The organism is Enterococcus sp. SB12, assembly GCF_030910025.2.
Classification (GTDB): domain Bacteria; phylum Bacillota; class Bacilli; order Lactobacillales; family Enterococcaceae; genus Enterococcus_B; species Enterococcus_B faecium.
Window position 1 is genome coordinate 44000 of sequence record NZ_CP175675.1, and the last position, 16475, is coordinate 60474.

Annotated in this window: 19 protein-coding genes; 16 read left to right on the top strand and 3 right to left on the bottom strand. The window is 39.6% G+C overall.

Annotated features, from left to right (window positions below; all coding sequences use genetic code 11):
- Positions 1–58 precede the first annotated feature (58 nt).
- The 4 genes from deoB (at position 59) to RBL01_RS00215 (ending at position 4352) form a co-directional block, all read left to right on the top strand.
- Entirely contained in the window at positions 59–1225 is a 1167-nt protein-coding gene (gene deoB / locus RBL01_RS00200; RefSeq protein WP_002291118.1) for a phosphopentomutase, read from the top strand.
- 24 nt (positions 1226–1249) lie between these two features.
- A complete protein-coding gene (locus tag RBL01_RS00205; protein WP_002319339.1) occupies positions 1250–2068 on the top strand; it encodes a purine-nucleoside phosphorylase in 819 nt (272 codons plus the stop codon).
- A 16-nt stretch (positions 2069–2084) separates the two neighbouring features.
- Entirely contained in the window at positions 2085–2792 is a 708-nt protein-coding gene (gene deoD / locus RBL01_RS00210) for a purine-nucleoside phosphorylase (RefSeq protein WP_002319340.1), read from the top strand.
- A gap of 433 nt (positions 2793–3225) precedes the next feature.
- Positions 3226–4352, top strand: a protein-coding gene (locus RBL01_RS00215; RefSeq protein ID WP_094850654.1) for an IS3 family transposase whose coding sequence is annotated in 2 segments (ribosomal slippage) — positions 3226–3454 and positions 3454–4352 — 1128 coding nt in all. Because the reading frame shifts where the segments join, the coding sequence is not laid out codon by codon here.
- Between the two features lie 491 nt (positions 4353–4843).
- On the opposite strand, the gene gpmA is transcribed toward RBL01_RS00215, so the two are convergent.
- The 3 genes from gpmA to rpiA form a co-directional block, all read right to left on the bottom strand.
- On the bottom strand, positions 4844–5530 hold the full coding sequence (gene gpmA / locus RBL01_RS00220; protein ID WP_002290434.1) for a 2,3-diphosphoglycerate-dependent phosphoglycerate mutase: 687 nt from the start codon (positions 5528–5530) through the stop codon (positions 4844–4846).
- A 170-nt stretch (positions 5531–5700) separates the two neighbouring features.
- On the bottom strand, positions 5701–6282 hold the full coding sequence (locus RBL01_RS00225) for a recombinase family protein (RefSeq protein WP_002315503.1): 582 nt from the start codon (positions 6280–6282) through the stop codon (positions 5701–5703).
- A gap of 132 nt (positions 6283–6414) precedes the next feature.
- A complete protein-coding gene (rpiA, locus tag RBL01_RS00230; protein WP_002309842.1) occupies positions 6415–7098 on the bottom strand; it encodes a ribose-5-phosphate isomerase RpiA in 684 nt (227 codons plus the stop codon).
- Between the two features lie 319 nt (positions 7099–7417).
- Here rpiA and rpsL point away from each other — a divergent pair, with 319 nt between their 5' ends.
- The 12 genes from rpsL (at position 7418) to rpsC (ending at position 16473) form a co-directional block, all read left to right on the top strand.
- Positions 7418–7831: a 30S ribosomal protein S12 gene (gene rpsL / locus RBL01_RS00235; protein ID WP_002294318.1), complete on the top strand. Its 414-nt coding sequence runs from the start codon at positions 7418–7420 to the stop codon at positions 7829–7831.
- Between the two features lie 83 nt (positions 7832–7914).
- Positions 7915–8385, top strand: coding sequence for a 30S ribosomal protein S7 (gene rpsG, locus RBL01_RS00240; RefSeq protein WP_002290440.1), 471 nt, complete (start codon positions 7915–7917; stop codon positions 8383–8385).
- A 93-nt stretch (positions 8386–8478) separates the two neighbouring features.
- Entirely contained in the window at positions 8479–10566 is a 2088-nt protein-coding gene (gene fusA / locus RBL01_RS00245) for an elongation factor G (RefSeq protein ID WP_002309841.1), read from the top strand.
- A 171-nt stretch (positions 10567–10737) separates the two neighbouring features.
- Positions 10738–11925: an elongation factor Tu gene (gene tuf, locus RBL01_RS00250; RefSeq protein WP_002290442.1), complete on the top strand. Its 1188-nt coding sequence runs from the start codon at positions 10738–10740 to the stop codon at positions 11923–11925.
- 405 nt (positions 11926–12330) lie between these two features.
- Positions 12331–12639 carry a 30S ribosomal protein S10 gene (gene rpsJ, locus RBL01_RS00255; protein ID WP_002290443.1) on the top strand — a complete coding sequence of 103 codons (309 nt, stop codon included), beginning with the start codon at positions 12331–12333 and terminating at the stop codon, positions 12637–12639.
- A gap of 30 nt (positions 12640–12669) precedes the next feature.
- Positions 12670–13299 (top strand): 50S ribosomal protein L3, encoded by a 630-nt coding sequence (rplC, locus tag RBL01_RS00260; protein WP_002290445.1) that lies wholly within the window; start codon positions 12670–12672, stop codon positions 13297–13299.
- A gap of 27 nt (positions 13300–13326) precedes the next feature.
- The gene (gene rplD / locus RBL01_RS00265) at positions 13327–13950 is read left to right on the top strand and encodes a 50S ribosomal protein L4 (RefSeq protein WP_002290446.1); all 624 of its coding nucleotides are present in this window, start codon (positions 13327–13329) and stop codon (positions 13948–13950) included.
- A complete protein-coding gene (gene rplW / locus RBL01_RS00270; protein WP_002290449.1) occupies positions 13950–14240 on the top strand; it encodes a 50S ribosomal protein L23 in 291 nt (96 codons plus the stop codon). The genes rplD and rplW overlap by 1 nt, the downstream gene beginning before the upstream one ends.
- Positions 14241–14278: 38 nt before the next feature.
- Positions 14279–15112, top strand: a complete 834-nt coding sequence (gene rplB / locus RBL01_RS00275; RefSeq protein WP_002290451.1) for a 50S ribosomal protein L2 — start codon at positions 14279–14281, stop codon at positions 15110–15112.
- Between the two features lie 42 nt (positions 15113–15154).
- Positions 15155–15433 (top strand): 30S ribosomal protein S19, encoded by a 279-nt coding sequence (rpsS, locus tag RBL01_RS00280; RefSeq protein WP_002288655.1) that lies wholly within the window; start codon positions 15155–15157, stop codon positions 15431–15433.
- Positions 15434–15455: 22 nt separating this feature from the next.
- Positions 15456–15803, top strand: a complete 348-nt coding sequence (gene rplV / locus RBL01_RS00285) for a 50S ribosomal protein L22 (protein ID WP_002290452.1) — start codon at positions 15456–15458, stop codon at positions 15801–15803.
- Between the two features lie 13 nt (positions 15804–15816).
- Positions 15817–16473, top strand: coding sequence for a 30S ribosomal protein S3 (gene rpsC, locus RBL01_RS00290; RefSeq protein WP_002288659.1), 657 nt, complete (start codon positions 15817–15819; stop codon positions 16471–16473).
- Positions 16474–16475 lie beyond the last annotated feature (2 nt).

Genomic DNA, 16475 nt, shown 5'->3' on the forward strand with positions numbered 1-16475 from the left:
TTCGTCTCGCCCTTTTTGTTTTAAAGGTAATAAAAATAAAAAGAAAGAAGGAATAATCATGTTTAAACGCGTACATCTGATCGTCATGGATTCAGTAGGAATTGGAGAAGCACCAGATGCCGAGAAGTTCGGTGACGTTGGTTCTGATACATTAGGACACATTGCAAAAGAAGCAGGATTGAACATTCCGCATTTAGAGCAGCTTGGTTTGGGAACGATTCGTCCTCTTGAAGGTGTGGAATCAGTGAAAGATCATCAAGGCTATGCGACGAAATTAGAAGAAGTTTCTGTAGGGAAAGATACGATGACAGGCCATTGGGAAATCATGGGATTGAATATCAAGACGCCGTTTCGTGTGTTTCCGAACGGATTCCCTGATGATCTGATCAAACAAATCGAAGAGTTTTCTGGCCGTAAAGTCGTATGCAACAAACCATATAGCGGAACGGCTGTTATTGACGATTACGGTGAACACCAAATGAAAACAGGCGATTTAATCGTATATACTTCTGCTGATCCTGTCCTTCAGATCGCGGCACATGAAGAAATCATTCCTTTAGAAGAACTATACCGGGTTTGCCAATTCGTTCGTGATATAACAAAAGATGACCCGTACATGATCGGTCGAATCATTGCACGTCCATATGTGGGAGAACCAGGAGACTTCACACGAACAAGCAATCGTCATGATTATGCGTTGGATCCATTCGGACACACCGTCCTCGATTCTTTGAAAGAAGCAGGAAAAGACGTGATTGCTGTAGGAAAGATCAACGATATTTTCAATGGACAAGGAATCACTGAATCTGTCCGCACGAAAAGTAATATGGATGGCGTCGACCAGTTGCTGAACGTTATGAAAAAAGAGTTTACAGGTATCAGCTTTACCAATTTAGTAGATTTTGATGCATTATACGGTCATCGCCGGGATGTAGTCGGTTATGCGCATGCGATTGAAGAATTTGACTTGCGGATCCCAGAACTGCTTGAAGCCATGGAAGAAGACGACTTGCTAATGATTACAGCCGATCACGGAAACGATCCGACATTTACTGGTACCGATCATACGCGAGAATATGTACCGTTATTGGTCTACAGTAAAAAAATGAAAGAACAAGGGGCGTTGCCTCAAGGGTATTATTCTGATATCTCCGCAACGATTGCTGAGAACTTTAGTGTTTCTTCGACTGAAAATGGCGAAAGCTTCTTAAAATTATTAAAATAATCTTTTTAAAATAGGAGAAAGCAAATGACCAAGTTAAGCGAGATGTTACAAGAAACGACCCAGTTTATCCTTGATAAAGGAGTAAAAGAAATTGATTTTGGTTTGATCCTAGGTTCAGGATTAGGTGAATTAGCAGATGAAATCGAAGATGCTGTAATGATTTCTTATGATGAGATCCCGTTCTTTCCTGTTTCGACAGTAGTTGGACATGCAGGACGGCTGGTTTACGGATCTCTAGCAGGCAAAAAAGTGTTAGCCATGCAAGGAAGATTCCACTACTATGAAGGTCATTCCATGCAAACAGTGACCTATCCAGTACGTGTGATGGCCGGACTAGGTGCCCATTCAGTCATTGTGACCAACGCATGTGGCGGTGTCAATGAATCCTTCGTACCAGGAGATTTGATGCTGATTACCGATCACATCAATTTTACTGGTGAAAATCCTTTGATCGGCCCGAATGAAGATGAAATGGGTCCTAGATTCCCAGATATGAGTCAAGCTTATACGCCTGACTATCAAGCAACAGCAAAAGCAGCTGCAGAAAAACTAGGTTTGGATCTTAAAGAAGGCGTATATATGGGCTATTCTGGCCCAACTTATGAAACGCCTGCTGAGATTCGGATGTCTCGGACAATAGGAGCCGATGCAGTAGGGATGTCGACTGTTCCAGAAGTCATCGTAGCAGCTCACAGCGGATTAAAAGTGTTAGGAATCTCTTGTATTACCAACTTAGCAGCAGGCATGCAGGCGAATCTGAGCCATGAAGAAGTTGTAGAAACAACTCAGAGAGTCAAACAATCTTTTAAAGCATTGGTTAAAGAAACATTGACATTATTGTAATAGGAGGAGCAACAAAATGAGTGTGCATATCGAAGCGAAAGAAGGCGAGATCGCCGATAAGATTTTACTTCCGGGAGACCCTTTACGAGCTAAATATATTGCGGAGACTTTTTTAGAAGAACCAGTTTGCTACAATCAGGTCCGTGGGATGCTAGGCTTTACCGGCAAATATAAAGGCGAACGTATTTCTGTTCAAGGAACAGGGATGGGGATGCCATCAGCCACCATCTATGCCCATGAATTGATCCAGTCATATGGCGTAAAGAAATTGATCCGAGTAGGTACATGCGGGGCATTGTCAAAAGATGTCCGTGTTCGTGATTTGGTACTAGCGCAAGGCGCAGCAACCAGCTCTTCGATGATCGAAAAAAATTTCCAAGCCTTTCATTTTCCGCCAATCAGTGATTTCAATCTATTACTGAAAGCATATGAGATAGCTAAAGAAAAGGGCTATACGGTTCATGTAGGAAATGTCCTTTCGGAAGATTCTTTCTACAAAGATGATTTGACAGAGACATTCCAATTAGCTGAACTTGGCGTATTAGGAGTGGAAATGGAAGCAGCGGCTCTTTATTACTTAGGCGCGAAATACCATGTGCAGACATTAAGTTTGATGACCGTTAGCGACCATTTGATTACTGGGGAAGAAACAACAGCTGCAGAACGACAATCGACGTTCAATGAAATGATCGAAGTAGGATTGGAAACGGCGATTCAAGGGTAAAGTAATAGCTAAATAGCAAGAAAGTGTGACTGCCTAAACTTCTATTAATAGAAATTTGTCAGTCACATTTTTTTGCAGAAACTGTCTCACATAACCTGAAATCAATGACAACCGTTGCTTCAGTTACTTCGAGAGTCCTCCTAAAGTCAACCTAAAGTCAACCATTTGAATCTCTAAAATGTGAATCGACATTCCTTTTAAATTGCAGACGAATGGCACAATCTTAATCAAATAAAAAAGAACAGAAAGAAGCGAGTTACGCTCTTTCTGTTCCGAACTAGGCCACCAACAGGATGTGACAAATGAGTCATCTTCTGTTGGTGGTTTCGTCTAAATGAATACCTTAACCATTCATGGTGTTAGTATCAAATCTTAGACAGCTTTTCGTAGAGACAAGAATAAATTAAACTTATCTACGAGAGGATGAATTTTTATGACCCGATATGAAGAAAATTTTAAACAAATGATTGTTGAACTGAATCAAACTGGACGTTCTGTTCGAGGGTTAGCGAAAGAATATGGCTTATCTGAAGCAACGATTTACAAATGGAAGAATTTATATTTACCTGATCAGTCCACAGGACTGACTGGAAAAGAAGTAGCTGAACTGAGAAAAGAAAATGCTCGTTTAAATGAGGAACTTGAAATCTTAAAAAAAGCCGCAGCCATATTCTCTCGGAAAACCTAAATTCGCTTGTTCAATTTATTGAAAAATGGTGTAAGGATTACACTGTTTCTTTGTTGTGTCGGTTATTAGAAATCCCTAGAAGTGTCTATTATTTTTATAAGAATAAACCGTTGACAGCTACAGAAATCAGAAATAATAAGTTGAAAAAGAAGATTTCAACAATTTTTTTTACGAATAAACAACGCTATGGTGCCACAAAGATCCATCAAGTTTTATTAAAAGAAGGGATTTCAGTATCTCTTAAACATGTCCAAAAGCTAATGAAACAATTAAATTTAAGGTCGATTGTAGTTAAAAAATATAGACCTCAAAGGTCTAATAAACCGATCATTTCAAAAGAGAATCTCTTAAATCAGGACTTTTCTACTGAAACGATCTGTGAGAAATGGGCAGCTGACATTACGTACATTCCTACTAAGAAAAATGGTTGGTGTTACTTATCTTCAATCATGGATTTACACACGAAAAAAATTATTAGTTATACATTTTCAAAACGAATGACTGTGGATTGTGTCATTCAAACATTGAATAAAGCAAAAATACATTATCACATTCCAGAAGGAATGATTCTACACACTGACTTGGGCAGCCAATACACAGCAAGAGAAGTGGAACAATGGCTTAAAACCAACAAAATAAGGCATTCTTATAGTAGAAAAGGAACACCTTATGATAATGCTGGAATCGAATCTTTCCATGCCTCATTGAAAAAAGAAGAAGTCTACACGACTAGCTACTCAGATTTTGAAGAAGCAAATCGAGCGCTATTTAGCTACATTGAAGGATTTTATAACCGAAATCGAATCCATAGCTCGATTCACTATCTAACCCCACAGGAATTTGAAGAATTAGCAAAAGAAAAAATGGCTTAACCGTCTCTACTAAAATGTGTCCAAGATATTGACTCAAATCCAGTCGTGTAAACACTTTTTTCTATATAACATTTATTATTAGAAAAAAATGATAAAATAAATAGTTTTATGAGGTTGACTTCTATCTAAACTTCATTTATTAGCAACATAAGAAAAGACGGAGAGTTGTGGTGATAGCTCATACAAATGAAAACTTCCTCTTAGAAACAGGATAAAAGAATGAAATTTAAATAAGTTTCTACAAAAAATGTTCGCTCCACATCTGAATGATTGTCAGACATTCTTTTTTCTCTCAATGCTACGCCTTCTCTCTTCATTTTTTGTTTATTCAAACAGTACTTATTATTATAATTATATAGTTATTATGTAAATTGATGTCATTCGCATTAGATAGCCAAGACAACCGTCTTCCAATATCTAAAAAAACAGCCCCTTCATCTCTTACAATAATAGGAGATGAGAGGGCTGTCTTATTTACAATAGAGTATCTATTATAGGTAGTATTTTTTAGCCACTGTTAAGTCATCATTTAATTCATAAACAAGTGGTTGACCTGTTGGGATTTCAAGATCCATGATGTCTTCGTCAGAGATACCTTCGATATGTTTAGCTAGAGCGCGTAATGAGTTACCGTGTGCAGCTACTAAAACAGTTTTGTTGTCTAGTAATGCTGGAGCAATTTTATCTTGCCAGAATGGCAAAGCACGTTCTAATGTCACTTTCAAGTTTTCGCCACCAGGAATATCGCGTTTGTCTAACATTGCGTAACGACGGTCGTTTGCTGCAGAACCTTCGTCAGTTTCTTCCATTAATGGAGGAAGAGTATCGTAAGAACGACGCCAGATGTGTACTTGTTCGTCGCCGTATTTTTCAGCTGTTTCTTTTTTGTTCAAACCTTGTAATTTACCATAGTGACGTTCGTTCAAGCGCCATGATTTGATTTGTGGTACCCAAAGTTGATCTGAATATTCTAAGATCAAGTTACATGTTTTGATTGCACGAGTTAAAACAGAAGTATAGGCAACATCAAATTCGATTCCAGCTTCTTTGATTTTGCGTCCGCCTTCTTTTGCTTCTTCGATTCCTTCTGGTGCTAGGTTTACATCAGCCCAACCAGTAAATTGGTTCAATGCATTCCATTCACTAAGACCGTGACGAGAAAAAACTAATTTTGGCATGTTTAGCTCTCCTTTAAGATAGGTTTATATTTCTGAAAATTTCAGTTCTGTTTTATTGTACAATTTTTTGGAAGAGATTTCCATCGAAAAATTGGATAAGATTCTATGAGAAAACGAGTAGAGAAGATAAAAAAACGAACAGCTGCGAAAGCACTGTTCGTTTTTAGGCATTAGATGCATAATTGCTCGATTTCTTTTTCAGGCAAATTGATATATTTATAACATGTTCCAACTGAAACACCGCATTTTGAAGAAATAAATTGGATTGTTTCTTTTTTTTCATAATAGAGACGCCGGATTTTTTTGATCGTTTTTGCATCGATTTTTGGTCTTCCGCCGATTTTTCCTTTTTTACGAGCTTCATCTAATCCAACTAATGTACGTTCTTTGATTAATGCGCACTCCATGTTTGCCAGGTTTTCCATCAATTGGAAATAGATTTTCCCCATTTCGCGCGTATCGATTCCTTCATCAATGCTAACCAAGTGCAGCCCGCGGTCTTTGAATAATTGCGTAAGTTCTGTTAATTGCCGTGTAGATTTGCCCAATCGATGAAGTTGGCAGACGACTAGTGCATCGCCTTGCTGCATGTCAGCAATCACTGACTCCAAATGAACAGCAGTAGCATCGTTTTGTTCCACTTCATATGTCTCATGGAAAATTTCTTGACAACCAAAGTCAGATAATTGTTCAACCTGAGTTGTTAAATCAACATCATTTATGGTTGTGCGTGCATAACCAATAATTTTCATGGTGATTCCTTTCTAGCAGTGATTTTCTAACTGGATATAACAGTAAAAATGTAGCATAAAGTACGTCAAAAAGATAGTTTTTTCGCAAATTTTCCGCTGTCTTTTTTTATTGGATGATCAAGCAGTTTTTCTTTATTTATGGCGGATGGCATCAAGAATCTCAACACCTTTTTCTGAGCCAACAACAACTTTTGAAACCATATTTAGGAAAAGTCCATGTTCGACTACCCCAACAAGTTCATCTAAATAGGTAGCTAAGCTTTCTGGTTGTTCAATAACTTCTAGATGCAGATCAATGATATAATGACCACCATCTGTAGTTAGGACTTCGCCGTTTTCGTCTGTACGCAAAACAGGTTGGAATCCTTTTTCGTCAAAAATATGAAGTAGCTGTTGGGAGCCATAAGGGATGACTTCAACTGGGAGTGGGAACTTCCCAAGTTTATGGACTAATTTAGAAGAATCAACGATCCAAATCGTTTCTTTTGAGTACGTAGCGACTATTTTCTCGAAAAGCAAAGCAGCACCGCCGCCTTTTATCCCTTGAAAATCAGCACTGATTTCATCAGCACCATCTATCGTCAGATCGACTACTGGGACTTCATCGATACTCTTTAGCGGTATTCCTAATTTTTCTGCTTGTTCTTTTGTCGCATTTGAAGTAGTGACTCCTGTGATACGTAATCCTTCTTCACGCATACGGCGACCAATCTCTTCTACCATATAATAGGCGGTTGAACCGGTCCCGAGACCAACGATCATCCCGTCCTTTACGAATTTCGCGGCTTCAATGCCAGCTAATTGTTTTAAATTCATCTTTGCATCCACCTTTTTTTAATTTGAGCTTCGTGCTTTCCTCACTATTTTAGCGTGATTTACGGCAAAAAGATACCATTCTTTTTTATTGCAATAAAGCTTTTTCAAAAAAAAATTGCATCTCTTGTTGACATGTTTTTTCATTCGTGATATTCTAACAAAGGTGCTTTATCTACAGGTTTCTGTGAAGAAACGTGCTGACTGTTTATCAAAGCATATTTGATAAGGATGCAGACATTGCATTTATTTTTTATCGCAAAAAAAGAACCACCTGGATGTGTGGAACTAGACGCAAATCGTGGGAAGGAGGAAACAAGGAATGCCTACAATTAACCAATTAGTACGTAAACCTCGTAAATCAAAGGTGGAAAAATCTAATTCACCTGCTTTGAACAAAGGATATAACAGCTTTAAGAAAACTCAAACTAACGTAAACTCACCTCAAAAACGTGGGGTAGCAACTCGTGTGGGTACAATGACACCTAAAAAACCGAACTCAGCTTTACGTAAATATGCACGTGTTCGTTTGTCAAACTTAATTGAAGTTACTGCTTATATCCCAGGGATTGGTCATAACTTACAAGAACACAGTGTTGTATTATTACGCGGTGGTCGTGTAAAAGACTTACCAGGGGTACGTTACCATATCGTTCGCGGTGCTTTAGATACTGCTGGTGTTAACGACCGTAAACAAAGCCGTTCTAAATACGGAACTAAAAAACCTAAAGCTTAATTTTAATTATTAAACAAATGAAACTTGCTTCTATTATATAGAAGTGATTACTATGAACAATATTTCGGAAGGAGGAGTTACGGATGCCACGTAAAGGTCCTGTTGCAAAACGTGATGTTTTACCAGATCCTATTTATAACTCAAAATTAGTAACTCGCTTGATCAACCGTGTAATGGTTGACGGAAAACGCGGGATTGCAGCTAACATTATCTATAATGCCTTTGATTTGATCAAAGAATCTACAGGTAACGATCCATTAGAAGTGTTTGAACAAGCAATGAAAAACGTTCAACCTGTTCTTGAAGTTAAAGCACGTCGTGTTGGGGGTTCAAACTACCAAGTACCAGTTGAAGTTCGCCCTGAACGCCGCGTTACTCTAGGTCTTCGTTGGGTAGTAAACTACGCTCGCTTGCGCGGTGAACACACAATGGAAGAACGCTTAGCAAAAGAAATCATGGATGCTGCAAACAACACAGGTGCTTCTGTTAAAAAACGTGAAGACACTCATAAAATGGCTGATGCCAACCGTGCGTTTGCTCACTATCGCTGGTAAGATTCTCTCTGTTTGGTCGGCTTTTATAAGTCGACCTCAGATAGTGTCCTTATTTTTAGCAACTAGATAGTAAAGAGAGGAGAAACAAGGAGAATGACCAGAGAATTTTCTTTACAAAACACTCGTAATATCGGTATCATGGCCCACATCGATGCTGGTAAAACGACTGCTACTGAACGTATCTTGTACTATACTGGTAAAATCCATAAAATTGGTGAAACTCATGAAGGAGCTTCACAAATGGACTGGATGGAACAAGAACAAGAACGTGGTATTACGATCACTTCTGCTGCTACTACAGCACAATGGAAGGGTCATCGAATCAACATCATCGACACACCAGGACACGTAGACTTCACAGTTGAAGTTGAACGTTCATTGCGTGTACTTGATGGTGCTGTAACTGTTCTTGATGCACAATCAGGTGTTGAACCTCAAACTGAAACAGTTTGGCGTCAAGCAACAACTTACGGTGTACCTCGTATCGTATTTGCAAACAAAATGGACAAGATCGGTGCTGACTTCTTATATTCAGTATCAACTTTACATGACCGTTTGCAAGCAAACGCTCACCCAATCCAATTACCAATTGGTGCGGAAGACGACTTCACAGGAATTATCGACCTTGTAACAATGAAGGCTGAAATGTATACAAACGATCTTGGAACAGAGATCGAAGAAACAGAAATTCCTGAAGAATACCGCGAATTAGCTGAAGAATGGCGCGAAAAATTGGTTGAAGCTGTAGCTGAAACTGATGAAGAACTTACTTTGAAATACTTAGAAGGTGAAGAAATCACTGAAGCTGAGTTAAAAGAAGGTATCCGCCGCGCAACAGTTAACGTAGAATTCTACCCAGTACTATGTGGTTCAGCATTTAAGAACAAAGGGGTTCAATTACTATTGGACGCTGTTCTTGATTACTTGCCATCACCGTTAGATATCCCAGCTATCAAAGGGATTGACCCTAAAACTGATGAAGAAGTAGAACGTCCTGCAGACGACAGCGCTCCTTTCTCAGCTTTAGCATTTAAAGTTATGACTGACCCATTCGTAGGTCGTTTAACTTTCTTCCGTGTGTACTCTGGTGTTTTAAAATCAGGTTCATACGTACAAAACGCAACAAAAGGCAAACGCGAACGTGTTGGTCGTATCTTACAGATGCATGCCAACTCTCGTTCAGAAATCTCTGAAGTTTACGCTGGAGATATCGCTGCTGCTGTTGGTTTGAAAGACACAACTACTGGGGACACACTATGTGATGAAAAGAATCTAGTTATTCTTGAATCAATGGAATTCCCAGAACCAGTTATCCAAGTCGCTATTGAACCTAAATCAAAAGCTGACCAAGATAAAATGGGTGTGGCTTTACAAAAACTATCTGAAGAAGATCCTACTTTCCGTGCTGAAACAAACGTGGAAACAGGCGAAACAATCATCGCTGGTATGGGTGAACTTCACTTAGATATCATCGTTGACCGTATGCGTCGTGAATTCAAAGTTGAAGCTAACGTAGGTGCGCCTCAAGTATCTTACCGTGAAACTTTCCGTGCTGGCACTCAAGCCGAAGGTAAGTTTGTACGTCAGTCTGGTGGTAAAGGTCAATACGGTCACGTATGGATCGAATTTACACCAAACGAAGAAGGTGCTGGTTTCGAATTTGAAAATGCGATCGTCGGTGGGGTTGTTCCTCGTGAATACATTCCAGCTGTTGAAACTGGTTTGAAAGATGCAATGGAAAATGGTGTCTTAGCTGGCTATCCATTAGTAGATATCAAAGCTAAACTTTACGATGGTTCATACCATGATGTCGATTCAAATGAAACTGCCTTCCGTGTTGCTGCTTCTATGGCATTACGTGCAGCAGCTAAGAAAGCTAATCCAGTAATCCTTGAACCAATCATGGCTGTAGAAGTTGTTATCCCTGAAGATTACTTAGGTGATGTTATGGGCCACGTAACTGCTCGTCGTGGACGTGTTGAAGGTATGGAAGCTCGCGCTGGCGGCCAACAAGTTGTTCGTGCGATGGTTCCACTTGCTGAAATGTTTGGTTATGCTACAACTCTTCGTTCTGCTACTCAAGGTCGTGGTACATTTACAATGACATTTGACCACTACGAAGATGTACCAAAATCAGTACAAGAAGAAATCATTAAGAAAAACGGCGGAAAAGCTGAATAATTTCTTAAAACCGGATAGTCCTGCAAAGAGATTATCCAAAGAGACTATATTTTTAATATAGTTTCGTGTAAAATAATTATCGATGATATGGGCATGTGGTGTACCTTGTGTACATCATATACCTATCAGACAAATAAAAAATATATTGTATTTTTAGGAGGACATTTTAAAATGGCAAAAGAAAAATTTGACCGTTCTAAACCACACGTTAACATTGGTACTATCGGACACGTTGACCATGGTAAAACTACATTAACAGCTGCAATCACAACTGTACTATCTAAGAAAAACGGCGGCCAAGCTATGGCTTACGATCAAATCGATGGTGCTCCAGAAGAACGCGAACGCGGAATCACAATCTCAACAGCTCACGTTGAGTATGAAACAGATACACGCCACTACGCTCACGTTGACTGCCCAGGACACGCGGACTACGTTAAAAACATGATCACTGGTGCTGCTCAAATGGACGGAGCTATCTTGGTAGTTTCTGCTGCTGACGGCCCAATGCCTCAAACTCGTGAACACATCCTATTGTCTCGTCAAGTTGGTGTTCCTTACATCGTTGTATTCTTGAACAAAGTAGACATGGTTGATGACGAAGAATTACTAGAATTAGTTGAAATGGAAGTTCGTGACCTATTAACAGAATACGAATTCCCTGGTGACGATGTTCCTGTAGTTGCTGGATCAGCTTTGAAAGCTCTAGAAGGCGACGCTTCATACGAAGAAAAAATTCTTGAATTAATGGCTGCAGTTGACGAATACATCCCAACTCCAGAACGTGACAACGACAAACCATTCATGATGCCAGTTGAAGACGTGTTCTCAATTACTGGACGTGGTACTGTTGCTACAGGTCGTGTTGAACGTGGACAAGTTCGCGTTGGTGACGAAGTTGAAGTTGTTGGTATTGCTGAAGAAACTTCAAAAACAACAGTTACTGGTGTTGAAATGTTCCGTAAATTGTTAGACTACGCTGAAGCTGGAGACAACATTGGTGCTTTACTACGTGGTGTTGCACGTGAAGACATCCAACGTGGACAAGTTTTAGCTAAACCAGGTACAATCACACCTCATACAAAATTCTCTGCAGAAGTATACGTGTTGACAAAAGAAGAAGGTGGACGTCATACTCCATTCTTCACTAACTACCGTCCACAATTCTACTTCCGTACAACTGACGTAACAGGTGTTGTTGAATTACCAGAAGGAACTGAAATGGTTATGCCTGGCGACAACGTAACAATGGAAGTTGAATTAATCCACCCAATCGCTATCGAAAACGGTACTAAATTCTCAATCCGTGAAGGCGGACGTACAGTTGGTGCCGGTGTCGTTACAGAAATCAAAGCTTAATTCACTTAAGTTTTAAAGTAAAGCAACATTTATTCGGACGTAAACGCTCGGAACGAAGGTCTCAGGATCTTTGTTCCGAGCTTTTTTATTTATTGCAGGATCAGGGAAAAAGACAGGAGCATTATAATAGAAGAAACACGAAATAAAAGAGTCAGTATTTTCTAAATGAAACTTTATGAAAACAAAATGTTTTTTACAAGAAAAAGCCTTGCTTTGTGAGTTTATATATATTATAATGACAAAGGTGCGTTTACTTTAGTGAATTGCACAGACGTAATCAGAATGATTTCGTCGGCTAAGAAACGAGAGGTTGCGACACGCCCGGACGCTTTGCCACGAACGAGCGTGACGGAAATTTTCGTGGAGCTATGTCTACTTTTCAAAATAGGCGAAGGAGGGAACAAGATGGCAAAACAAAAAATTCGTATCCGTTTAAAAGCGTATGAACACCGTATTTTAGATCAATCAGCGGATAAAATCGTGGAAACTGCAAAAAGAACTGGAGCTAGCGTGTCTGGTCCAATTCCATTACCAACTGAACGCAGTCTTTACACAATCATCCGTGCGACTCATAAATACAAAGATTCACGCGAACAATTCGAAATGCGTACACACAAACGTCTTATCGACATTGTGAACCCAACACCAAAAACTGTTGATGCTTTGATGAAGCTAGACTTACCATCTGGTGTAAACATCGAAATCAAATTATAAAACTAAAACAAAAATAATGGAGGTGTACTCATGACCAAAGGAATCTTAGGGAAAAAAGTGGGAATGACACAAATCTTCACTGAATCTGGTGAATTAATTCCAGTAACTGTTGTAGAAGCTACTCCAAACGTAGTACTACAAGTGAAAACAATGGAAACGGATGGCTACGAAGCTATTCAAGTTGGTTACCAAGATATGCGTGAAGTTTTATCAAACAAACCTGCGAAAGGTCATGTTGCAAAAGCAAACACGGCTCCTAAGCGCTTCATTCGTGAATTCAAAAATGTTGAGCTAGGAGAATATGAAGTAGGAAAAGAAATTACAGTAGATGTTTTCCAAGCAGGAGACATTATTGATGTAACAGGTACTACGAAAGGTAAAGGATTCCAAGGGGTTATCAAACGCCACGGACAAAGCCGCGGACCAATGGCTCACGGTTCTCGTTACCATCGTCGTCCTGGGTCAATGGGTCCAGTTGCACCTAACCGTGTATTTAAAAACAAACGTCTTGCTGGCCGTATGGGTGGCAACCGCGTAACTATCCAAAACTTGGAAGTTGTACGTGTCGATGCAGAAAGAAATGTTATCTTGATCAAAGGTAATGTTCCTGGAGCTAAAAAATCTTTAATCACTATCAAATCAGCTGTGAAAGCTAAATAATTGTAGGAAGAAAGGAGGAACTAAGGAATGCCGAATGTAGCATTATTCAAACAAGATGGAAGCCAAAACGGTGAAATCACACTTAACGAAGAAATCTTCGGAATTGAACCTAATGAAAGTGTTGTTTACGATGCAATCGTAATGCAACGTGCGTCATTAAGACAAGGAACACACGCGGTTAAAAACCGTAGCGCTGTTCGCGGCGGCGGACGTAAACCATGGCGTCAAAAAGGAACAGGTCGTGCACGTCAAGGATCTATCCGCTCACCACAATGGCGTGGAGGTGGCGTAGTCTTTGGACCAACACCACGTTCTTACAGCTACAAACTTCCTAAAAAAGTTCGTCGTTTAGCAATGAAATCTGTATTGTCAGAAAAAGTTGCTGAAAACAACTTGGTAGCAATCGAAGGCTTGAACTTCGACGCACCAAAAACAAAAGAATTCAAACAAGTTCTTGCTAACTTATCTATCGACTCTAAAGTATTGGTTGTTCTAGAAAAAGGTAACGACTTTGCTGCTTTATCAGCACGTAACTTACCAAACGTTTCTGTAGTAACTTCTGATAATGTGAGTGTGCTAGACGTTGTATCAAATACAAAAGTGTTAGCAACACAAACTGCTCTTACTCAAATTGAGGAGGTGCTTGCATAATGAACTTACTAGACGTAATCAAACGCCCAGTGATCACTGAAAAATCAATGCTTGCCATGGATGACAAGAAATACACTTTTGAAGTGGACACTCGCGCAAACAAAACTTTAGTAAAACAAGCGGTAGAAGCTGCTTTTGACGTTAAAGTCAAAAACGTGAACATCGTGAACGTACGTGCGAAATTCAAACGTATGGGCAAATATGCAGGATATACAAAAAAACGTCGCAAAGCGATCGTTACATTGACTGAAGATTCAAAAGAAATCCAATTATTCGAAGCTGCTGAATAAGCACTAATAGATAACTCATTAAATTAGGAGGGAAAAACGTGGCGATTAAAAAGTACAAACCTACCTCAAATGGTCGTCGTAACATGACAGGTTCTGATTTTGCTGAAATCACAACATCAACACCTGAAAAATCATTGTTACAACCATTGAAAAACCATGCTGGACGTAACAACAACGGCCGCATCACTGTACGTCATCAAGGTGGCGGACACAAACGCCAATATCGCGTGATCGACTTCAAACGTAACAAAGACAACGTTGTTGCAACTGTTCAAACGATCGAATATGATCCAAACCGTTCAGCTAACATCGCGTTAGTACACTATGAAGATGGAGTGAAAGCTTACATCTTAGCACCTAAAGGACTAGAAGTGGGTATGAAACTTGTTTCAGGTCCAGAAGCAGATATCAAAGTCGGAAATGCTCTTCCATTAGAAAACATTCCAGTTGGTACTGTTATCCACAACATTGAAATGAAACCTGGTAAAGGTGGACAATTGATCCGTTCTGCTGGTACAAGTGCTCAAGTACTTGGTAAAGAAGGCAAATACGTATTGATCCGCTTGAACTCTGGTGAAGTTCGTATGATCTTAGCTGCATGCCGCGCAACAATCGGTTCTGTAGGTAACGAACAACACGAATTAATCAACATCGGTAAAGCTGGACGCTCTCGTTGGATGCGTAAACGCCCAACTGTACGTGGTAGCGTAATGAACCCTAATGATCACCCACACGGTGGTGGTGAAGGTAAAGCTCCTATCGGACGTAAAGCACCAGTTTCTCCTTGGGGTCAACCAGCTCTTGGTTACAAAACTCGTAACAAAAAAGCTAAATCAGACAAACTTATTGTTCGTCGTCGCAAAAATAAATAATTACTTTGACCATGTGTCGCACATTTTGAGAGGAGGTTCACCATGGGTCGTAGTTTAAAGAAAGGACCTTTTGTCGATGAGCATTTAATGAAAAAAGTTGAAGCTCAAGCAGGGGTTGAAAAGAAAAAAGTTATCAAAACTTGGTCACGTCGTTCAACAGTTTTCCCAAGTTTTGTTGGATATACCATCGCAGTTTATGATGGACGTAAACATGTACCAGTTTACATCCAAGAAGACATGGTAGGACACAAATTAGGTGAATTTGCACCTACAAGAACTTATCGTGGACATGCTGCTGACGATAAGAAAACGAAACGCTAATTTGAGGGGAGGATAAATCCAAATGGCAGAACAAATCACATCAGCTAAAGCAACTGCAAAAACAGTTCGCACTTCACCTCGAAAAGCCCGTTTAGTAATTGACCTTATCAGAGGTAAAAGTGTCGCAGATGCAATTTCAATCTTGAAATTCACACCAAACAAATCTGCTGGAATCATTGAAAAAGTATTGATGTCAGCAGTTGCGAATGCAGAAAATAACTTTGACTTAGATGTTGAAAACTTGGTAGTAACCGAAGCTTTTGTTAACGAAGGACCTACAATGAAACGTTTCCGTCCTCGTGCAAAAGGATCAGCTTCTCCAATCAACAAACGTACAAGTCATATCACGGTAGTCGTATCAGAAAAATAAGGAGGGATAATCAGTGGGTCAAAAAGTACATCCAATTGGAATGCGTGTAGGCATCATCCGCGACTGGGATGCTAAATGGTATGCTGAAAAAGAGTATGCTGAGTTCTTACACGAAGATTTAAGAATCCGTAAATTTATTTCAACTAAACTTGCTGATGCTGCTGTATCAACAGTTGAAATTGAACGCGCAACAGGTCGCGTAAACATTTCAATTCACACAGCTAAACCAGGTATGGTTATTGGTAAAGGCGGTTCTGAAGTCGAAAGCCTAAGAAAAGAATTAAACAAATTAACTGGTAAAAGAATCCATATCAATATCGTGGAAATCAAAAAACCAGATCTAGATGCAAAATTAGTAGGTGAAGGAATCGCACGTCAATTAGAAAACCGTGTTGCTTTCCGTCGCGCTCAAAAACAAGCCATCCAACGCTCAATGCGTGCTGGCGCTCAAGGGATCAAAACTCAAGTATCTGGTCGTCTAAACGGAGCAGATATCGCTCGTTCAGAAGGATACTCAGAAGGAACTGTTCCTCTTCATACTTTACGTGCGGACATTGATTACGCATGGGAAGAAGCAGATACAACATACGGAAAACTAGGAGTTAAAGTGTGGATCTATCGTGGAGAAATTCTTCCAACTAAAAAAAACACTGAGAAAGGAGGGAAATAATC

Bases quoted from the DNA above. Each gene is read 5' to 3' on its own strand.
- deoB (WP_002291118.1), top strand. From the start codon at position 59: ATGTTTAAACGCGTACATCTGATCGTCATGGATTCAGTAGGAATTGGA.
- RBL01_RS00205 (WP_002319339.1), top strand. From the start codon at position 1,250: ATGACCAAGTTAAGCGAGATGTTACAAGAAACGACCCAGTTTATCCTT.
- deoD (WP_002319340.1), top strand. From the start codon at position 2,085: ATGAGTGTGCATATCGAAGCGAAAGAAGGCGAGATCGCCGATAAGATT.
- gpmA (WP_002290434.1), bottom strand. From the start codon at position 5,530: ATGCCAAAATTAGTTTTTTCTCGTCACGGTCTTAGTGAATGGAATGCA.
- RBL01_RS00225 (WP_002315503.1), bottom strand. From the start codon at position 6,282: ATGAAAATTATTGGTTATGCACGCACAACCATAAATGATGTTGATTTA.
- rpiA (WP_002309842.1), bottom strand. From the start codon at position 7,098: ATGAATTTAAAACAATTAGCTGGCATTGAAGCCGCGAAATTCGTAAAG.
- rpsL (WP_002294318.1), top strand. From the start codon at position 7,418: ATGCCTACAATTAACCAATTAGTACGTAAACCTCGTAAATCAAAGGTG.
- rpsG (WP_002290440.1), top strand. From the start codon at position 7,915: ATGCCACGTAAAGGTCCTGTTGCAAAACGTGATGTTTTACCAGATCCT.
- fusA (WP_002309841.1), top strand. From the start codon at position 8,479: ATGACCAGAGAATTTTCTTTACAAAACACTCGTAATATCGGTATCATG.
- tuf (WP_002290442.1), top strand. From the start codon at position 10,738: ATGGCAAAAGAAAAATTTGACCGTTCTAAACCACACGTTAACATTGGT.
- rpsJ (WP_002290443.1), top strand. From the start codon at position 12,331: ATGGCAAAACAAAAAATTCGTATCCGTTTAAAAGCGTATGAACACCGT.
- rplC (WP_002290445.1), top strand. From the start codon at position 12,670: ATGACCAAAGGAATCTTAGGGAAAAAAGTGGGAATGACACAAATCTTC.
- rplD (WP_002290446.1), top strand. From the start codon at position 13,327: ATGCCGAATGTAGCATTATTCAAACAAGATGGAAGCCAAAACGGTGAA.
- rplW (WP_002290449.1), top strand. From the start codon at position 13,950: ATGAACTTACTAGACGTAATCAAACGCCCAGTGATCACTGAAAAATCA.
- rpsS (WP_002288655.1), top strand. From the start codon at position 15,155: ATGGGTCGTAGTTTAAAGAAAGGACCTTTTGTCGATGAGCATTTAATG.
- rplV (WP_002290452.1), top strand. From the start codon at position 15,456: ATGGCAGAACAAATCACATCAGCTAAAGCAACTGCAAAAACAGTTCGC.